This window comes from Bradyrhizobium sp. ma5 (assembly GCF_042258955.1).
GTDB lineage: Bacteria > Pseudomonadota > Alphaproteobacteria > Rhizobiales > Xanthobacteraceae > Bradyrhizobium.
In genome coordinates, this window is the sequence record NZ_CP170156.1 from 7646511 (window position 1) to 7665436 (window position 18926).

An 18926-nucleotide genomic window follows, 5' to 3' on the forward strand; every position below is an offset into this window, starting at 1 on the left:
GCTGCTCCCCCTTCCCTTCTCCCCTTGTGGGAGAAGGTGGCGCGGATGAAATCCGCGACGGATGAGGGGTCTGTCTCCGCGGATAGAACCCCTCACCCGGCTTCATCTCGCTCCGCTCGATTGCGCCACCCTCTCCCACAAGGGGAGAGGGTGAAACTCAGGCTGCGTTGCTGCCTTCCTGGCGGCTTGCCTCGAACAGGAACCAGGTACGGCGCTCGGTTTCGTCGATGAAGGTTTCGAGCAGGCCGGCAGTGCCGGAATCCTCGTGGTCGTCGGCGAGCTTGTGTGCCTTGCGCATCGCCGCCGCCATGTGCTTGTTGTCCTCCATCAACTCGCGCAGCATTTCGCGCGGCGGCACAAAGGCCTCGTCATTGTCCTTGATGGTCTGGTGCTTGGCGATGTCGCCGATCGACCGCAGCGTCGCGCCGCCGAGCTTGCGCACCCGCTCGGCGAGTTGGTCGGTGGTCGCGAAGATCGCGTCCGATTGTTCGTCCAGCAACAAATGGTAATCATGGAAATGCCGGCCGCTGACATGCCAGTGAAAATTCTTGGTCTTCAGGTAGAGCGCGAAGGCGTCCGCCAGAAGCGTGTTGAGCGAGGCCGAGATCGTGTCCACCGCGGCTTGCGGCAGATCGCTCGGCGTGTCGAGATCGGGCGATATCTTTTCAGTCTTGGCTTTGCTCACGTTGGACCTTCCTGTTAGGAACCCCCGTATTTCGGCGCATTGAACATTGGCCGCCGGACCGCTAACGCATCATCAGCCCACCTGTTCCTGGAAGTCAGGAACCCGTTCTGCCGGATACCAAGCGCGATGGATGAATGGATCGACTATTACGATTCCACGCATACGATTTATGCGAGCCGACTGCACCGCGACCTGCATTTCCAGGTCATCGCCAACGACATCATCGGCTACATCACCTCGCCCGGCGCCGTGGTGCTGGATTATGCCTGCGGTGAGGCGCTATCGGCAGCGAAGGTCGCCAACGCCTGCGCCCAGCTCTATCTGGCGGAGCCTGCGCCCGGCGTGCGCGGCCGCCTGGTCGCGCGCTTTGCGCCCGACACCAAGATCCGCGTCCGCTCGCTCGACGAGCTGAAGAACATGGAGGCGGATTCGATCGACCTCGTGGTGATGAACTCGGTGGCGCAATACATGACGCCGCAGGAGCTCGACTCCGCATTCGACGTGATCCACCGCCTGCTGAAGCCCTCGGGCCGTTTCGTGCTCGGCGATATCCTGCGGCCCGAAGTCGGCATGGCCCGAGACGTCATCGCGCTGCTGCGCTTTGCCGCGACCCATGGCTTTCTGCGCGATGCCTTGATCGGGCTCGCCTCGACCGCGCTGTCCGATTACCGGCAGCTGCGCACCAAGATCGGGCTGCAGCGCTACCGCGAGGACGAGATGATCGCGAAGCTCGCCGCCGCGGGCTTCGACGCCACGCGCGCGCCGCGCAACATCGGGCACAATCCGTGGCGGATGACGTTCGTGGCGCACCACTGATCAGAAGTTGTGCAAGATATTAGGGTTAACCAAGAGTAAACGTAGCGGGCGCTGAAATAATCAGCAATGATCCACTCGGCCCGGTGGCGGAAGCGTCGACGCGGCAGTGGTGCAACACTGTTTATCCTGGTTCAAATCCAGGCCGGGCCTCCAGCCTTCGCTGCTCACGCAGCTTCGGCTCGGCAAGCCATCTCGTGGCGAAGGCTACCGCGGCGTAGCCCGCAGGGCGAAGCCGGGCGCCGGCATGACCCTCCCTCACCCCCTGAGCACCCCCAACCGGGCATGGTCAAATGAGCCATTTCCCCCAGAATCGCAGTTGATTGCGCGTTTTTGGGGGTTTCGCGGGTGCGGAAACTGGTCTAAAGACCACCCGCGCGCGAGGGATCGCGCCTCCTGCGCTGCAAGATGTAGCGCATGGCCCGAGGGACGCGCGACCAGCGCGCCCTTTTTTTGTGCCCAAATTCCAGTCCGCGAGAGCTGATGCCCAAAAGAACCGACATCTCCACCATCCTGATCATCGGCGCCGGTCCTATCGTGATCGGCCAAGCCTGCGAATTCGACTATTCCGGCACGCAGGCGGTGAAGGCTCTGAAGGAAGAGGGTTACCGCGTCGTCCTCGTCAATTCCAATCCGGCCACCATCATGACCGATCCGGAACTGGCGGACGCCACCTATATCGAACCGATCACCCCCGAAATCGTCGGCAAGATCATCGAGAAGGAGCGCAACGTCATCCCGGGTGGCTTTGCGCTGTTGCCGACGATGGGCGGCCAGACCGCGCTGAACTGCGCGCTCTCGTTGCGCAGGCAGGGCACGCTCGACAAGTTCGACGTCGAGATGATCGGCGCCACCGCTGACGCCATCGACAAGGCCGAAGACCGCCAGCTGTTCCGCGAGTGCATGACCAAGATCGGGCTGGAGACGCCGAAATCGCGGCTCGCCAACGCCTCGGCGCTGAAGAAATCCTACCGCGACAAATATCTTGCCGAGCGGGAGAAACTGTCCGGCGAGGCACTGGAAGAACTCGAGCGGCAGTGGACGCTTGGCGAGAACGAACGCCGCAAGCGCTATCAGGAGCACGCCTTCGGCGAGGCGTTGATGGCGCTGTCGGAGATCGGCCTGCCTGCGATCATCCGGCCCTCCTTCACCATGGGCGGCACCGGCGGCGGCATCGCCTACAACAAGGAAGAATTCCTCGACATCATCGAGCGCGGGCTCGACGCCTCCCCGACCAACGAGGTCCTGATCGAGGAAAGCGTGCTCGGCTGGAAAGAGTACGAGATGGAGGTGGTGCGCGATAAGAAGGACAATTGCATCATCATCTGCTCGATCGAGAATCTCGATCCGATGGGCGTGCATACCGGCGATTCCATCACCATCGCGCCGGCCCTGACATTGACCGACAAGGAATACCAGGTCATGCGCGACGCCTCGCTGGCGGTGCTGCGCGAGATCGGGGTCGAGACCGGCGGCTCCAACGTCCAGTTCGGCATCAACCCCGTCGACGGCCGCATGGTCGTGATCGAGATGAATCCGCGCGTGTCGCGCTCGTCGGCGCTGGCGTCGAAGGCCACCGGCTTCCCGATCGCCAAGGTCGCGGCCAAGCTCGCGGTCGGCTACACGCTCGACGAAATCGCCAACGACATCACCGGCGGCGCCACCCCCGCCTCATTCGAGCCGACCATCGATTACGTCGTCACGAAAATTCCGCGCTTTGCGTTCGAGAAATTCCCCGGCGCCTCCTCCACGCTGACCACGTCGATGAAGTCGGTCGGCGAAGTGATGGCGATCGGCCGCACCTTCCAGGAGAGCCTGCAGAAGGCCCTGCGCGGGCTCGAGACCGGCCTGACCGGCCTCGACGAGATCGAGATCGAGGGGCTCGGCCGCGGCGACGACAAGAACGCGATTCGCGCCGCGCTCGGCACGCCGACACCGAACCGCATCCTGCAGGTCGCGCAGGCGATGCGGCTCGGCTGGACCGACGAGGAGATCTTCAACTCCTGCAAGATCGACCCCTGGTTCCTGGCTGAGATGCGCGCTATCGTCGAGATGGAGGACAAGGTCCGCAGCAACGGCCTGCCGCCGAACGCGTTCGCAATGCGGACCCTGAAAGCAATGGGCTTCTCCGATGCGCGGCTCGCCGTGCTTACCGAGACCACCGAAGCCGACGTCACCGCCAAGCGCCACGCGCTCGGGGTGCGCCCGGTGTTCAAGCGCATCGACACCTGCGCCGCCGAGTTCGCGTCGCCCACCGCCTACATGTATTCGACCTATGAGCGGCCGTTCGCCGGCGAGCTTGCCGACGAGAGCGCGCCGTCGGACCGCAAGAAGGTGATCATTCTCGGCGGTGGACCGAACCGCATCGGCCAGGGCATCGAGTTCGACTATTGCTGCTGCCACGCCTGCTTCGCGCTCGAGGACGCCGGCTACGAGACCATCATGGTCAACTGCAATCCGGAGACGGTGTCGACCGACTACGACACTGCGAACCGGCTGTATTTCGAGCCGCTCACCGCCGAAGACGTGCTGGAGATCGTCGCGACCGAGCGCAAGAACGGCACGCTGCACGGCGTGATCGTGCAGTTCGGCGGCCAGACCCCGCTGAAGCTCGCCCGCGCGCTCGAAGCCGCCGAAGTGCCGATCCTCGGCACCTCGCCAGATGCGATCGACCTCGCCGAGGACCGCGACCGCTTCAAGCGCGTGCTCGACAAGCTGCGCCTCAAGCAGCCGAAGAACGGCATCGCCTATTCGGTCGAGCAGGCACGCCTGGTGGCCGCCGATCTCGATCTGCCGCTGGTGGTGCGCCCGTCCTACGTGCTCGGCGGTCGCGCGATGCAGATCATCCGCGAGGAGACCCAGCTCAACGATTACCTGCTCGGCACCCTGCCCGAACTGGTGCCCGCCGACGTCAAGGCACGCTACCCGAACGACAAGACCGGGCAGATCAACACCGTGCTCGGCAAGAACCCGCTGCTGTTCGATCGCTATCTGTCCGATGCGACCGAAGTCGACGTCGACTGCCTCTCCGACGGCAAGGACACCTTCATCGTCGGCATCATGGAGCACATCGAGGAAGCCGGCATCCACTCCGGCGACTCCGCTTGCTCGCTGCCGCCGCATTCGCTCGACGCCAAGACCATCGAGGAGCTGGAGCGGCAGACCCGCGAGCTCGCGCTCGGCCTCGACGTGGTCGGCCTGATGAACGTGCAGTACGCAATCAAGGACGGCGAGATCTACGTGCTCGAGGTCAACCCGCGCGCATCCCGCACCGTGCCGTTCGTCGCCAAGGTGATCGGCATGCCGGTCGCCAAGATCGCGGCGCGGATCATGGCCGGCGAAAAGCTCGCCGACTTCAAGCTGAAGAAGAAGAAGCTCGACCATGTCGGCGTGAAGGAATCGGTGTTCCCGTTCGCGCGCTTCCCCGGCGTCGACACCGTGCTCGGACCGGAGATGCGTTCGACCGGCGAAGTGATGGGGCTCGACCGCTCCTTCGAGGTCGCATTCGCAAAGAGCCAGCTCGGCGGCGGCACGCGTGTGCCGCGGCAGGGCACGGTGTTCGTCTCGGTGCGCGGCGACGACAAGATGCGCATCGCGGATGCTGTGCGGCTGCTGCACTCGCTCGGCTTCAAGGTGATGGCAACCTCGGGCACGCAGCGCTATCTCAGCGACCATGGCGTGCCGACGGAGAAGGTGAACAAGGTGCTCGAAGGTCGTCCGCACATCGTCGACGCCATCACCAATGGCGACGTCCAGCTGGTCTTCAATACCACCGAAGGTCCGCAGGCCCTGGCTGACAGCCGCTCGCTGCGGCGGGCTGCCCTCTTGCATAAAGTGCCATATTACACCACTCTTTCAGGCGCGGTGGCGGCCGCACGGGGGATCCGGGCCTATCGGGACGGGGACCTTGAGGTCCGCACGCTTCAGAGTTACTTTTCCGAAAGCTGACCGCTGCCCGGGCTGAAGGCCCGAAGCGGTCAATTAGCCGAATGGCTGGAACTCACCGCGCGATTGGATGTTGTCACGGCCCTTAGCGGGGCCGAAAATCACTGGGCTTCCGGGCGCGTTCGCGTCCTGATTCCTGCGTTAGCTGAACTGGATATTTCGTGCACGGCCGCCGGGCGCGCACGATGAAGGACGAAGATGATGGATAAGGTTCCGATGACCGCGGGCGGTTACGCCGCGCTGACGAACGAGCTCAAGAAGCGACAGTCGGAGGATCGTCCGCGCATCATCGAACACATTGCGGAAGCGCGCTCGCACGGCGACCTCTCGGAGAACGCCGAGTATCACGCCGCCAAGGAAGAGCAGTCGCACAACGAGGGCCGCATCGCCGAGCTCGAGGACAAGCTCGCGCGCGCCGACATCATCGACATTTCGAAACTGTCCGGCGACACCATCAAGTTCGGCGCGACCGTGACGCTGATCGATGAGGACACCGAGAAGAAAGCGGTGTGGCAGATCGTCGGCGAGGTCGAGGCCGACGCCAAGAAGGGCCGCATCTCCATCACCTCGCCGCTCGCACGCGCGCTGATCGGCAAGAAGAAGGGCACCACCGTCGAAGTGATGGCGCCGGGCGGCGCCAAGGCCTACGAGATCACCAAGGTCGAGTGGCGGTAGTTACCCTGACGTGACTGGTGCAAAAAGGCCGCGTGTTGCACGCGGCTTTTTTTGTGCCCGCGTTTTCCCCACGTCTGACAGCAATGTGAGTGGAGGGCGGCAAGGCGGCATACTAGGGAGGCCGTCACATGTTTATGCAGTATAATCATGTCGGGGACCGGGGGCGGAGCCGATGATTGCGTCGCAACACGCATCGCGGCGTGTCACCGTGTCACTGCCGCGTTCTCTCGCAACTTCCGTGGAGCGAGGAATGATTCCAGGCGCAAGGTGTTGACATCACATTCTGGTGGCGGACACCGTGTGTTTCTGCATCGTGCAATGTTCCAGCGTGTCAATCAGGGGGTTAATGACAATGGACCAGATGTTTTCCAAATGGCAGCCGACGGCGCTGAGCCTGTTCCGGTTCATCACCGGACTGCTGCTGTTTCAGTACGGCGTCGCGAAGATCTTCAAGTTTCCCGTGCTCGCCTACTTCGCCAATATCCCGCCGTTGATCCAGGCCGCAGGCTGGCTTGAACTGGTGCTCGGCGCGCTCCTGATGCTCGGCCTGTTCTCGCGACTGGCCGCATTCATCCTGTCGGGCGAGATGGCGTTCGCCTATTTCCTCGGCCACATGTTGAAGAACCCGGCCGAGCCGGTGTTGCTGCCGCTGCTCAACAACGGCACCGCAGCGATCCTGTTCTGCTTCGCCTGCCTCTACCTCGCAACCTCGGGCCCCGGCCCGATCAGCGTCGACGCGGCGATGGGCAAGAAGTAACGAAGGCTGAGCCCGTCCCGTTCAACCGGGACGGGTCCGTCACGGTTGCGCCACAACGGACAGCGGCAAGATCCGTCGAGCAATGCAGGGATAGTCGGGGAGCCTGGGGACGCTTTCCGAGCGCGATGGGATATAAACCCGAAGAGCGTTGCAAAGATGGAAGAGGCGCGGGTCCGGTGGACGATCTTCCTAGCGGTCCAAAAAAGGCATCTGAAGCCCGCTACATACTGAAGGTCAGTTGCTGCTCGCAGTTTCTGGCTGCTTTGCGAGAAAGTCCAACATCAGCCCCAGTTTAAATACGTTTTGGTAGGCTCGAACTTGTATTCCGCACCGGTTCGCATTGGATGCCAATGCAACTATCTGCCCCTTCATCTGAAGAAATCTCGGAAGCGTTCCCAATAGCGGCTTTGCCCAAGTGCAGCCGCCAGGTGGTCCTTGGTGGGAAAACTAACGATCCGAAGCGAGTTGCACGGTCTGGCGCCCGCCGTTCATGTCTCTCAACTGGTTTACGTATTCCTCGGGCTTCAACAAATGGAATGGAGCCTTCAGACCCATGAAGCTGGCTATACGACCTATAAAGGCCGTGCAATTAGTCGTTTCCGCGTTCCAAACAGGCGAGCTCGCCTGAAGCTCCTTGATGTAGGCAAAGACCTTCTTCGCGTCCGCCTCACTCAGGTAGACGCGATAGCTGGCCGTCAAATACTGGACGTCAAGGTCGCCGTAGCTTGCTCCCGTCTCGGAGGGCACCCACATAAGATGCCCCAGCACGTAAGGCAGGACGTCGCCCGCCGGGTGCAGCCCCGCAACTTCAACCTGCTTCTCGCTTGTCTTGCCGTACCAGATAAAGGCATGCCCATATGAAGCTGCCGTGCGGGCACGAAAGTCCACGTAATACGGCCCTTTGGCCGTAGACCTTCGAACCGGTTTCACGTCTGCTCCAGAAACGGAAGCACTCGGTCCAGCAACGGCTGCCGCCACAACCGACCTTGACGACGGTTTACGCGGTTTGTCCTGCTGCAGCGGGGCCTGATCCGTTTGCGCGGCCAATTGCTGCGCATGACCAATGCCGGCTTCCAAAGTCATGGAAGCCAGAACGACACCAATTCCGCCGAGCAGCCGCAGGCCGCTCCGTTTCCGATTCGATTCTGGCACCTTCAGACCCTCACAAGGGCAAGACATCACCCCCGACAGCGCCTTCAGCAATTGCTGAAGGAGCGCGTTGTCGGGGCGATCCTCAAATTAACCCTTCGTTACGATCGGAGCTTTTCCAACCGGGGTCTTGCCGACCGGATACTTGCCAACCGGATACTTGCCAATCGGCATCTTGCCAATCGGAGCCTGTTCGGCAACCGGCTGCGGACGAGGGAGGTCGGCTGCGTTGGCAGCGGCCATGAAACCAAAAGTCGCAACTCCAACAACCAGATATTTCAGCATTGTGATCTCCGAAGATGGGTAGCGTGAGCGTAACCACCATACCCTCGAACGGGTGCAGCGCAATTAACGCTGAACCAAAGCTCGTGCTTGCAAGGTCGTTTCTTGGTCGGCTGTGACAAAAACAACACGGGGTAGTTGTCCTGCGTGGGTGTCCAGTTGCAGGCACGGGCGTCACCATTACAGCCGGCTAGAACAGCCTCGGCATAACGCGTCCGGTCCGTGCCATATACTCGCGATACTCGTCGCCGAACGTCTCCAGCATCATCTGTTCTTCCCGGGCAATCCGGCCGAAGAACAGTGTCCCAAATCCGATCAGGCCGGCGAAACCGGCTACCAGATTCGGCAAGAGCAGCGCCTGCGCGACGGCCCAAAGCCAAAATGCAGAATACATGGGATGCCGGATTCTTCGATAAATCCCGTCTGTGATCAGGTGATGATTCTCCCGCACGTCGAGACTCACCGACCAGTTCCGACCAAGAGCGCGATGGGTCAGCCGGAACATGACCAGCGCCGCAATCGCCACGAAAATCCCCAGCCATGCTTGAACTGGCCGGAAGGCATACGACGCGAAATGAGGTGCGGCCGTTGCGATGTACACGAACGGTACAATTCCGAGACCCGTGAGCGATATCAGCAGCAGGGTGTTCTCGCGGGGGCCTCGGGCGCTCCGCAAGACCTTCTCACGACGAGAACGACGTGCGTATCTATAGCGGATGAGATACCAACCGACCGCCATCATCACAAACACGAACTTGGCAATGCCAGGCGTCATCGTGGGCCAAGCGCTGTTTTCGCTGGCGTGCCATTTTTGCCGACCATCGAAGGTGCGCCATCCTTAGCGGTGTCTGAGATTTGACCGAACCGGGTCTGTCCACAGACCAACATGAAGCAATCATACAAGGCTTGCGGGTTGTTTCCACTGATAAATTGGCCGCGCGACCCGCTAGTCTCTCGACCGCGGCGAAGCCACGCCGGCCCTCCGGTCGATCATCGCCAGCACGCGCGGGAGCAACTGCGACGCTATGAAGGCATGGCCGTCAGCCGTGAGGTGAATGAAGTCAAAAGCGTAATACTGCGGCGGAATCTCATCGTCGTACACGACGCTCTTGATGGCGCGATCACGCAGCCGCCGCTCCATCGCCGCGATGTTGGCCGCCCGCTGCTCCTTCGTGACAAGGAAGCGCCTGTCATTGCCTCCAGGCTGCAGGATGACGATGTCGGTTCCCTTCGGCACGTCGCTATCAATGCGCTTGAGCATACCGGCCGTGGTATCGAAGGGAATGCCGGCATTGACGACGTTCGCATTGACGCCCTTCTCCCTCAGCAGGGCTTCCAGCTTGGCCGGGTAAGCGCCTTGCTTCCCGACGTACCAACCCTGCGTGTTGCTTGCGCCGACTGCCACGATACGAATCGGCTTTGCGAAGGCGGCGGAGACAGTCGCCAATATGCCGATCGCTACAGCGATTGAGAATCTTCCGAACGTCGTCACCGACTGCCTCCCCGGACTGAAGTGCCACAGAAAAATAGCACGGACACCGGGGAGGCGTAATCCAAAGCCTCACGTGACGCGTCACATGCCGCCTTCAAACTGTCTTTTGGGCGTGAGGCTAGGAATTGGTCGAGGCTGCGGCTGCAGGTGAAACCACGTTCGAAGGATTCTGGCGGGCCTTTGGGCGCGCAACGCCGGATCCGATCGACCTGATCTTTCTTATCACTAGGCTATGCAACGCCGCGCTTTTATCGATGTTGAAGTGGTCGACGTTGACATCGGGAACCTTGAAGTTTGTAAGCTCGCCGCGGAAGCCGGGGCCGCGACTTATTCGATCGCTTTCATGCTTGAACAGATTCAAAACCCTTGCGACATTCGCCGTCGCCGCATGAGGCGATGTGCCGTCGAACGGGACAACCAAAGCGACCGGCACGCCCATTTGGCCGAGGTACTCTGCCATCGACATCACGGCATCCGCACCAAGGGAGTGCCCGATCAGTACGATAGGTCCGCGCTGGCCCGCTCTATATTTTGCAATAATTTCGTCGGCAACGCCTCTCCACTGGGCGTGGTTGGCGACGTCCGCGGCGATGCCGGCCGCGCGCAGCTGGGCGGCAAGGTCGTCCATGCCCAGGGAAAAGACGTTCAACAGCCCGCGAAACAGATAGACGTGCGTCGCGGAGGAATGCAATCGAGCCTGCGGACCTGTCGATCTGAGTGCAATCGCAATTCCGGGACGCGCCTGAGCCCCGCTGTTCGAATACAAGTTGCTTGCAAAAAGGACTGTCAGGACGGCGCACACCAGCGCCGCGCTGTAGCGTAGTCTTTCCATTTCAGGATCCCTCGCCGACCTAAGTCGCATTAACGCAAACTTGGGAATCGTGACAATCGAGAAAGATCTTTGAAAGACGTGTTGAAGCGCGCAATTGTTTGCTGTCGCGGATTTGCCACACTGGAAAGAGCCATTCGAGCCGCGCCCCCTTCACCACCATCCGGGGTCAATTGGCCCCATCACGGCCTGTCCTCTGCACTTTTTGATCAAAGCCAATCTCAATGAGTGCCACCTCGCGGGCGGAACGGTAATTTGATAGGGTCGAATCCCCATCATCCATGTCACATTCAGCAAGGATTGCGGATCAACGTCGCAAGGGTTCCGGAGTAAAGTGCCGATGCATTTCAATCTTTCAGGATGAGTGGCAACCAATGTCCATGCAGATTTCGAGTTGCTAGATGATTCGACGACGGCACGTCTTCCACGTTGGCGGTTACGATCCCATCACTCCGGAACAGCAGGTCGAACGCCTGCGCCGGTCGCTCTCGAGCTTCGATAGGATTTGGGGCACTTCTTCACGGCTGTCGGAAATCTCGAACACATCTGCAATCGATGCTTCATGCAACGTGGAGGCGTGGGGTCCAAACTGGAAAACCAGCATCACCTTCGAGATGCTGCGCTGGGATGATCTCATTCGGTGCGATTCGAAAGTCGGGCTCGTGCCTCGTCTCGTACAGTCCGTGAGAGCGCTGTTCGACTTCATCATAACGGGAACGCTGTTTAGATATGCGATCGCGAGCTGGAAGTACGCCCTCTTTTTCGTCTTTCCATATTGTTGTTTGCTGCTGATCGCATTGTGCAGCGTTGGGCTATCGTATCTCGTGATCAGGCCCTTGCACGCTACACTTTGGGTGGAACTGCTGCTTGGCATTTTTCTGTCGCTTGCCATCTTCGTCAGCGCTGTACTCTGGATCGGACCGAAGCGTCGCATAAACCACATCCTCGATGATGCCATTTTCTCCCACGAGTTCCTTTACGGGCGCAGAAGCGAACTTGATGCGCGACTCGACGACTTTGCTGAGCTGATCGCAAAGAGAGCTCAGGCTGCGAAAGTTGATGAAATTCTCATTGTTGGCCATTCTCTTGGCGCCGCACTCACGATAGCGGCGGTCGCGCGCGCGCTAAAATTGGATCCCCTGCTTGAAACGCGCGGACCGAAGCTGTGCATTCTCACAGTGGGCGCCACTATTCCCAAATTCGCATTGCATCCGATGGGCGGCCAAATTCGGGAAGCGGCACAACTTGTGGCCGGAACGACTGCCATCGACTGGGTCGAATACCAGGCACGAGATGACGCGATCAGCTTCTATCGCTTCGACCCCGTCACGCTGAAACGTACCAGCCGGGACTATTCAGGAGAGCACCCAAAAATTCGGCGCGTCCAGATACATTCAATGATAAGTCCGATCCGCTTCAGACGTCATCGATTCGACTTCATGCAGATCCACTATCAGTTCTTGATGGGGAACGATCAGCGCTCGGTTTACGACTATTGCATGATTACTTGCGGCCCGCTCGAGTTCGACGTCGCGACTTCACCGTCCGGGGCAGTTGGACTATTCGAGGCAAACGGTTCGGTGATGATTGCCCGAAGTTGACGAGGAGCCTCTTCACTCCAGCTCAAACATCGGATGCGCTACGACGCCGCCTTCACGCCCAGTGGCACCGCGGCTTCGTATTTCGAATTGTGCAGCACCAGCGACGTCCTGACGTTGCGCACATGCGGCGCGGCCGTCAGATGGGTGACGAAATCCTGGAACGTCGCCATGTCGGGGGCGACGCATTTGAGGATGAAATCGACTTCGCCCGACAGCATCCAGCATTCCCGCACCAAAGGCTCGGCGCGCACGAAATTCTCGAAAGAGCGGAGATCGGCGTCGGCCTGGCTCGACAGATGCACCGAGGCGAACACCGTCACGTCGAAGCCGAGGCGGCGCGGATCGAGCAGGCCGCGGTAGCCCTGAATGTAGCCCTCCTCTTCCAGCGCCCGGACCCTGCGCAGGCAGGGCGGCGGCGAGATCCCGACACGTTTGGCGAGTTCCACATTGGTGATTCGGCCATCAGCCTGGATCTCGGCGAGGATTTTGAGGTCGATCTCGTCAAGGTTCTTCGACACGCGACTTGGGTTCCCTCAGGGTTCGGAAGGCTTGGCAGGTCTGCCGGCAACTCTCATAGCGCAGGCAGCCGGCATTGCGCAATTTTATTGCGCGTGCAGCGCACGATTTCGCGAATGTGACTTCTGTTCCGGGGAAAAATCGCTGCCATGGATTGCAAATCTTGCATAGCTTCCCAGATATCCTAGACTTGGATTTGACACTTTTGGCGCCGCCGTGACGCGTTTCCGGGGCGCTTCCCGCACAAGTCCTTGAAAAAATCCCCAAAACAGAGGGATCTCACAATGCCCGCGCCTACCCATGCCAAGGTCGTCATCATCGGGTCCGGCCCCGCCGGTTACACCGCAGCGATCTACGCGGCGCGCGCGATGCTCGAACCGATCCTGATCCAGGGCATTCAGCCGGGCGGCCAGCTCACCATCACCACCGATGTCGAGAACTATCCGGGCTTCGCCGATGTGATCCAGGGCCCCTGGCTGATGGAGCAGATGGAGAAGCAGGCGGCCCATGTCGGCACCAAGATCGTCACCGATCTCGTGAACAAGCTGGAGCTCGGCCAGCGCCCGTTTCGCCTGACCTGCGATTCCGGCGACGTCTATCTAGCCGAGACCGTCATCCTCGCCACCGGCGCCCAGGCGCGCTGGCTCGGGCTGCCCTCGGAGGAGAAATTCCAGGGCGGCGGCGTATCAGCCTGCGCGACCTGCGACGGCTTCTTCTATCGTGGCAAGGAAGTCGTGGTGGTCGGCGGCGGCAACACCGCGGTCGAGGAAGCGCTGTACCTGACCAATCACGCCTCGCAAGTCACCATCGTGCATCGCCGCGATCACTTCCGCGCCGAGCGCATCCTGCAGGAGCGGCTGTTCAAGCATGCCAAGATCAAGGTGGTGTGGGATTCCGCGATCGACGAGATCTGCGGCACCGAGAACCCGAACAAGGTCACCCACGTGCGGCTCAAGAACGTCAAGACCGGTGCACTCACCGACCTCAAGACCGACGGCATCTTCATCGCGATCGGCCATGCGCCGGCGACGGAGCTCGTCAAAGGCCAGATCAAGCTGAAACCGTCGGGCTATGTCGAGGTGGCGCCGAACTCCACGGCGACCTCGGTGCCCGGCCTGTTCGCCGCCGGCGACGTGGCGGATGAAACCTTTCGGCAGGCGGTCACCGCCGCCGGTCTCGGCTGCATGGCAGCGCTCGAGGCCGAACGCTTCATTGCTCTTCGCGCGAGCGATCGCGCAGCGGCGGAATAATCATGGCACGATCTCGCGACGGATTTACGGACATGGATTGGGACAAGCTGAAGGTCTTTCACGCGGCGGCGGAAGCTGGCAGCTTCACGCATGCCGGCGAGCAGCTCGGCCTGTCGCAATCGGCGGTCTCCCGCCAGGTCAGCGCACTGGAGCAGGAGCTCTCGGTCTCGCTGTTTCACCGCCATGCCCGCGGCCTGATCCTCACCGAGCAGGGCGACCTGCTGTTCCGCACCGCGCATGACGTCTTCATGCAGCTGCAGGCGGCGCGCGCCAAGCTCACCGACAGCCGCGAGCGGCCGAGCGGCGACCTCAAGATCACAACGCCGCCGGCGCTCGGCATCAACTGGCTGATCCCGCGGCTCGACGAGTTCGTAGCGCTCTATCCGGATATCCGGATCTCGCTGATCGTCACCGACGAGGATCTCGATCTGTCGATGCGCGAGGCCGACGTCGCGATCCGCACCCGCAAGCCGACCCAGCCCGACCTGATCCAGCGCAAGCTGTTCTCGATCGGCTTCCATGCCTATTGCTCGCCGGAATACATCAAGCGTTTCGGCACGCCGCGGACGCTGGATGATCTCGACTCGCATCGCATCATCATGCTCGGCGACTCGCAGGTGCCGCCGCATCTGCAGAACCGCAGCTGGCTGATCGATGCCGGCCGCAACGGCTCCGGTCCGCGCGAACCCTACTTCAAGGTCAACAACATCCTCGGCCTGGTGCGCGCCTGCCAGCAGGGCCTCGGCATCGCCGCGCTGCCGGACTATCTGGTCGAACAGAACAACCTCGTGCAGCTGTTCGGCGAGTCCGACTCGATCGCGCTCGACACCTACTTCGTCTATCCGGAAGAGCTGAAGACGGTGGCCCGGGTGCAGGTGTTCCGCGACTTCGTGGTCAGCAAGGCGCAGCGCTGGCCGTCCTGATTAAGCCGGCCTTATGGACTGGGTTATAGGCCTTCCGCGCCGCGCCAAGAGGCCCCTGAATCTCCGCATGACTGACATGCGAGCTGGATAGTTGCTGCAAGGCGTCGATGGGGATCATAGTGCTTACACGCTGAGCGGTCGCGTCGCGCATATGTCCCCCTCCTCCAGTGGCGCGGAAGTTCAGTAATCCCTCTTGGAAGGTGATTGTGTCGGCCTCACGTGGCCAATACCTTAAGCCGGGCTCACTCGAGCCCGGCTTTTTTTCATCTCAATGTCTTTCACCTTGATGTCACGCGCAAACGTGCCGCACGTCACGGTCAGCATGTGGATTGACAACAACCTCGCAGCGCAGCATCATTATCCCATGATCACGACTTCGTGCGCCGTTCTGTCGTCGAAAAAAGCTCCCCTCCCGGGGACACGAGATCGCGCGCGATAAGATCACCTTCGCATCCTACCGATCCCGAAACCCCGCCGCCTGAACGGGGTTTTTTTGTTGGTCCCGTCTCCGGCTTTGACTTCCCAAGGAGATGGAACATGACTGAGCTACACCAGCAATTGCAGGGCCTCTGGCTGCCCCTGATCACGCCGTTCCGCAACGGCGAACTCGACGCCACCTCGCTGCGACGCCTCGTGCGGCACTATGCCGGCGGCCCCGTCGACGGGTTCATCCTGGGTGCAACCTCCGGCGAAGGCATGGCGCTCAGCACCGATGAGCTGGAAGGGCTGGTCAGCGTCGTGCTCGACGAGCTCAGTGCCAACTCCCGCCATCTGCCGGTCTGCCTCGGGCTGTCCGGCGCCTCTACGGCCAGGATGAAGGATGCGCTGGATGATACGGCCGACTGGCCGATCAACGGTTACCTGATCGCGAGCCCCTATTACATCAGGCCCTCGCAACGCGGGCTCGTGCAGCACTTCAATGCGCTGGCCGATCACGCCTCGTGGCCGGTCGTGCTCTACAACATTCCGTATCGCACGGCGGTGAACCTCACCAATGAGACGCTGCTGGCGCTGGCGGAACATCCCAACATCGCCGGCATGAAGGATTGCTGTGCCGACCGCGCGCAGTCGATCGACTTCCTCAATCGCCGGCCCGCCGGCTTCCGCGTGCTGACCGGCGAAGACGCGCAGACCTTCGATGCGCTCTCGGATGGCGCCGACGGCGCGATCCTGCTGTCCGCGCATCTGCAGACGGACACATTCGCATCGATCCGCACGCTGCTGAGGCAAAGCAAGCGCGACGCGGCACTCGCCGCCTGGCAGAGCGTCGTCGGCCTGACCCGACTGTTGTTCGCGGAACCGAGCCCGGCGCCGGCCAAGCACTGGCTGTGGCGGCAGGGATTGATCGACAGCCCCGAGGTGCGGCTGCCGATGGTCGAGGTGAGCGAGGATCTCACAACCTGGCTCGATGCCGAGATGGAGCGGCGCGCGCAGCTGCTGCTGCCGGCGTGAAGCCTCTTCTCCCTCGCCCCGCTCTTGCGGGGAGAGGGCTGGGGTGAGGGGCTGCGTCCGCAACAATGGCGACAGACGAACTCGTGGAGTCCCCCTCACCCGGATCGCATCTGCGATGCGATCCGACCTCTCCCCGCAAGCGGGGCGAGGTAAGAGACGGCTAGTCCAGCTTCACCCTCGAAAGCCTGAGCGCATTTCCGATCACGCTGACCGAGGACAGCGCCATCGCAGCGGCGCCGACCATCGGCGACAGCAGGATGCCGAACAGCGGATACAGCACGCCGGCCGCGATCGGCACGCCGGCGGCGTTGTAGACGAAGGCGAACGCCAGGTTCTGGCGGATGTTGCGCATGGTTGCGACCGACAATCGCCGCGCCCGGACCAGGCCCATCAGGTCGCCGGTGAGCAGCGTGATGCCAGCGCTCTCGATCGCGACATCGGTGCCGCCACCCATCGCAATGCCGACATCGGCCGCTGCCAGCGCCGGCGCATCGTTGACGCCATCGCCCGCCATCGCGACGACGCGGCCTTCGCCGCGCAGCCGCTGCACGACCTCGCTCTTGCGCTCCGGCAGCACGCCGGCCTCGACCTCGTCGATGCCGAGCGTTTTCGCCACCGCGCGCGCGGTGGTCTCATTGTCGCCGGTGAGCATCACGATGCGCAGGCCCTCGGCGCGCAACGCCTGCAGCGCGCTGGCCGCCGACGCCTTGACCGGATCGGCAATCGCGATCACGCCGGCGAGGCGGCCATCGACCGCGACATAGATCGCCGTCGCGCCGTCCCGCCGTGCAGCTTCCGCGTCCGGGTCCAGCGCTGACGTTGCGATCTTCAACTCCCCCATCAGCACCGCATTGCCGAGCGCGACCTGCTTGCCTTCGACCGCGCCGGTCGCGCCCTTGCCGGAGGGCGAGGCAAAATTGCTGACGGCCGCCGATGCCAGCCTGCGCTCTTTGGCGGCCGCGATGATCGCCTGCGCCAGCGGATGCTCGCTGCCCTGCTCGACGCTGGCGGCCAGGCGGAGCACGCCGTTCTCGTCGAACCCATCGGCGGCAATGATACGCACGACCTTCGGCTTGCCTTCGGTGAGCGTACCGGTCTTGTCGATGACCAGCGTGTCGATCGCCTCCATCCGCTCCAGCGCCTGCGCGTCGCGGATCAGGATGCCGGAATGCGCGCCGCGGCCGACACCGACCATGATCGACATCGGCGTTGCCAATCCCAGCGCGCAGGGGCAGGCGATGATCAGCACCGTGACCGCGGCGACCAGCGCAAAGGTCAGGCGCGGCTCGGGGCCGAACACCGTCCATGCGATGAAGGCGAGCACGGCCGCGGCGATCACCGCCGGCACGAACCAGCCGGCGACGCGGTCGGCGAGCCGCTGGATCGGCGCGCGCGAGCGCTGCGCCTTCGCCACCATGTCGACGATGCGCGACAGCATGGTGTCGCGGCCGACCTTCTCGGCGCGCATCACGAGGCCGCCGCTTTGGTTGACGGTACCGCCGATCACGCTCGCGCCTTCGGCCTTCGTGACCGGCATCGATTCACCAGTCACCATGGATTCGTCGATGACCGCGCTGCCCTCGATGACGACGCCATCGACGGGCACCTTCTCGCCGGGGCGCACGCGCAGGCGGTCGCCGACCTTGATCGCGTCGATGTCGATATCCTCGTCACCGTGATCGGTGACGCGCCGCGCGGTCTTGGGCGCAAGGCCGAGTAGCGCGCGGATCGCGCCCGAGGTCTGCGCACGGGCGCGCAATTCCAGCACCTGGCCGAGCAGCACCAGCACCGTGATCACGGCCGCCGCCTCGAAATACACCGCGACCGCGCCATGCATGTCGCGGAACGCCGGCGGGAACAGCTGCGGCGCCAGCGTCGCGACCACGCTGTAGAGATAGGCGACGCCGACGCCCATCGCGATCAGCGTGAACATGTTGAGATTGCGCGTCACCACCGACTGCCAGCCGCGCACGAAGAACGGCGCGCCGGCCCACAGCACGACGGGCGTCGCCAGCACGAACGAGATCCAGTTCGACCAGCCCTGCGGCACCAGATGCATCAGCCCGAGATGGCTGCCCATCTCGAGCACGAACACCGGCAGCGTCAGCGCCAGCGCGATCCAGAACCGCCGCGTCATGTCGATCAATTCGGGATCCGGCCCGTCGTCGAGCGAGATCTGCTCCGGCTCCAGCGCCATGCCGCAGATCGGGCAGCTGCCGGGACCGACCTGGCGCACCTCCAGATGCATCGGGCAGGTGTAGATCGTGCCGGCCGGCATCGGCGGCTCCGCCTCGCGCGGCTTGAGGTACTTGTCCGGCTCGGCCTCGAAGCGCTCGCGGCAACGGCCGCTGCAGAACAGGTATTCCTCGCCCTTGTAGCTGAAGCGGTGCCTGGCGGTCGCCGGGTTGACCTTCATGCCGCAGACCGGATCGATCGCGAACGTCGCCTCGGCCGGCGTCATGTGGTGATCATGCTTGCCGCCGCAGCAGGAATGCGCGGCCGCGCCATGATGGTGATGATCCGCGTGCGAATGGTCGTGCTTTGCGTCTGCCACGAA

16 protein-coding genes and 1 tRNA gene are annotated in these 18926 nt (G+C 62.4%); 9 read left to right on the top strand and 8 right to left on the bottom strand.

Translation table 11 applies throughout. The annotated features are described in order from the left end of the window. Positions 1-157: 157 nt before the first annotated feature. A complete protein-coding gene (locus ACE103_RS36015) occupies positions 158-685 on the bottom strand; it encodes a Dps family protein (RefSeq protein WP_223977097.1) in 528 nt (175 codons plus the stop codon). 126 nt (positions 686-811) lie between these two features. On the opposite strand from ACE103_RS36015, the gene ACE103_RS36020 reads away from it, so the two are divergent. The 5 genes from ACE103_RS36020 (at position 812) to ACE103_RS36040 (ending at position 6875) form a co-directional block, all read left to right on the top strand. Further along, complete coding sequence (locus ACE103_RS36020) at positions 812-1501, top strand: class I SAM-dependent methyltransferase (RefSeq protein WP_375776890.1); 690 nt, start codon at positions 812-814, stop codon at positions 1499-1501. 77 nt (positions 1502-1578) lie between these two features. Next, positions 1579-1654, top strand: a tRNA-OTHER gene (locus tag ACE103_RS36025). A 327-nt stretch (positions 1655-1981) separates the two neighbouring features. After that, positions 1982-5446, top strand: a complete 3465-nt coding sequence (gene carB / locus ACE103_RS36030) for a carbamoyl-phosphate synthase large subunit (RefSeq protein WP_375776891.1) — start codon at positions 1982-1984, stop codon at positions 5444-5446. Between the two features lie 198 nt (positions 5447-5644). Beyond that, positions 5645-6118, top strand: coding sequence for a transcription elongation factor GreA (gene greA / locus ACE103_RS36035; RefSeq protein WP_097671816.1), 474 nt, complete (start codon positions 5645-5647; stop codon positions 6116-6118). A 352-nt stretch (positions 6119-6470) separates the two neighbouring features. Continuing rightward, positions 6471-6875, top strand: coding sequence for a DoxX family protein (locus tag ACE103_RS36040; RefSeq protein ID WP_212313370.1), 405 nt, complete (start codon positions 6471-6473; stop codon positions 6873-6875). 447 nt (positions 6876-7322) lie between these two features. Here ACE103_RS36040 and ACE103_RS36045 read toward each other — a convergent pair whose 3' ends face one another. From ACE103_RS36045 to ACE103_RS36065, 5 genes are all read right to left on the bottom strand, one after another. After that, positions 7323-8027: a hypothetical protein gene (locus ACE103_RS36045; protein ID WP_375776892.1), complete on the bottom strand. Its 705-nt coding sequence runs from the start codon at positions 8025-8027 to the stop codon at positions 7323-7325. 87 nt (positions 8028-8114) lie between these two features. Further along, entirely contained in the window at positions 8115-8309 is a 195-nt protein-coding gene (locus tag ACE103_RS36050; protein ID WP_223977088.1) for a hypothetical protein, read from the bottom strand. 187 nt (positions 8310-8496) lie between these two features. Beyond that, positions 8497-9081 (bottom strand): protein-S-isoprenylcysteine O-methyltransferase, encoded by a 585-nt coding sequence (locus tag ACE103_RS36055; protein WP_223977086.1) that lies wholly within the window; start codon positions 9079-9081, stop codon positions 8497-8499. 171 nt (positions 9082-9252) lie between these two features. Beyond that, the gene (locus ACE103_RS36060; RefSeq protein ID WP_375776893.1) at positions 9253-9798 is read right to left on the bottom strand and encodes an SGNH/GDSL hydrolase family protein; all 546 of its coding nucleotides are present in this window, start codon (positions 9796-9798) and stop codon (positions 9253-9255) included. Between the two features lie 118 nt (positions 9799-9916). Continuing rightward, on the bottom strand, positions 9917-10630 hold the full coding sequence (locus ACE103_RS36065; protein WP_223977082.1) for a thioesterase domain-containing protein: 714 nt from the start codon (positions 10628-10630) through the stop codon (positions 9917-9919). 398 nt (positions 10631-11028) lie between these two features. Here ACE103_RS36065 and ACE103_RS36070 point away from each other — a divergent pair, with 398 nt between their 5' ends. Then, positions 11029-12228: a hypothetical protein gene (locus tag ACE103_RS36070; RefSeq protein WP_375776894.1), complete on the top strand. Its 1200-nt coding sequence runs from the start codon at positions 11029-11031 to the stop codon at positions 12226-12228. 38 nt (positions 12229-12266) lie between these two features. On the opposite strand, the gene ACE103_RS36075 is transcribed toward ACE103_RS36070, so the two are convergent. Beyond that, complete coding sequence (locus ACE103_RS36075) at positions 12267-12746, bottom strand: Lrp/AsnC family transcriptional regulator (protein WP_223977078.1); 480 nt, start codon at positions 12744-12746, stop codon at positions 12267-12269. 282 nt (positions 12747-13028) lie between these two features. Here ACE103_RS36075 and trxB point away from each other — a divergent pair, with 282 nt between their 5' ends. The 3 genes from trxB (at position 13029) to ACE103_RS36090 (ending at position 16369) form a co-directional block, all read left to right on the top strand. After that, on the top strand, positions 13029-13994 hold the full coding sequence (trxB, locus tag ACE103_RS36080) for a thioredoxin-disulfide reductase (RefSeq protein ID WP_375776895.1): 966 nt from the start codon (positions 13029-13031) through the stop codon (positions 13992-13994). A 2-nt stretch (positions 13995-13996) separates the two neighbouring features. Next, a complete protein-coding gene (locus ACE103_RS36085; protein ID WP_029081982.1) occupies positions 13997-14917 on the top strand; it encodes a LysR family transcriptional regulator in 921 nt (306 codons plus the stop codon). A 537-nt stretch (positions 14918-15454) separates the two neighbouring features. Continuing rightward, on the top strand, positions 15455-16369 hold the full coding sequence (locus ACE103_RS36090; protein ID WP_375776896.1) for a 4-hydroxy-tetrahydrodipicolinate synthase family protein: 915 nt from the start codon (positions 15455-15457) through the stop codon (positions 16367-16369). A 160-nt stretch (positions 16370-16529) separates the two neighbouring features. Here ACE103_RS36090 and ACE103_RS36095 read toward each other — a convergent pair whose 3' ends face one another. Beyond that, positions 16530-18923 (bottom strand): heavy metal translocating P-type ATPase, encoded by a 2394-nt coding sequence (locus ACE103_RS36095; RefSeq protein ID WP_375776897.1) that lies wholly within the window; start codon positions 18921-18923, stop codon positions 16530-16532. Between the last annotated feature and the right edge of the window lie 3 nt (positions 18924-18926).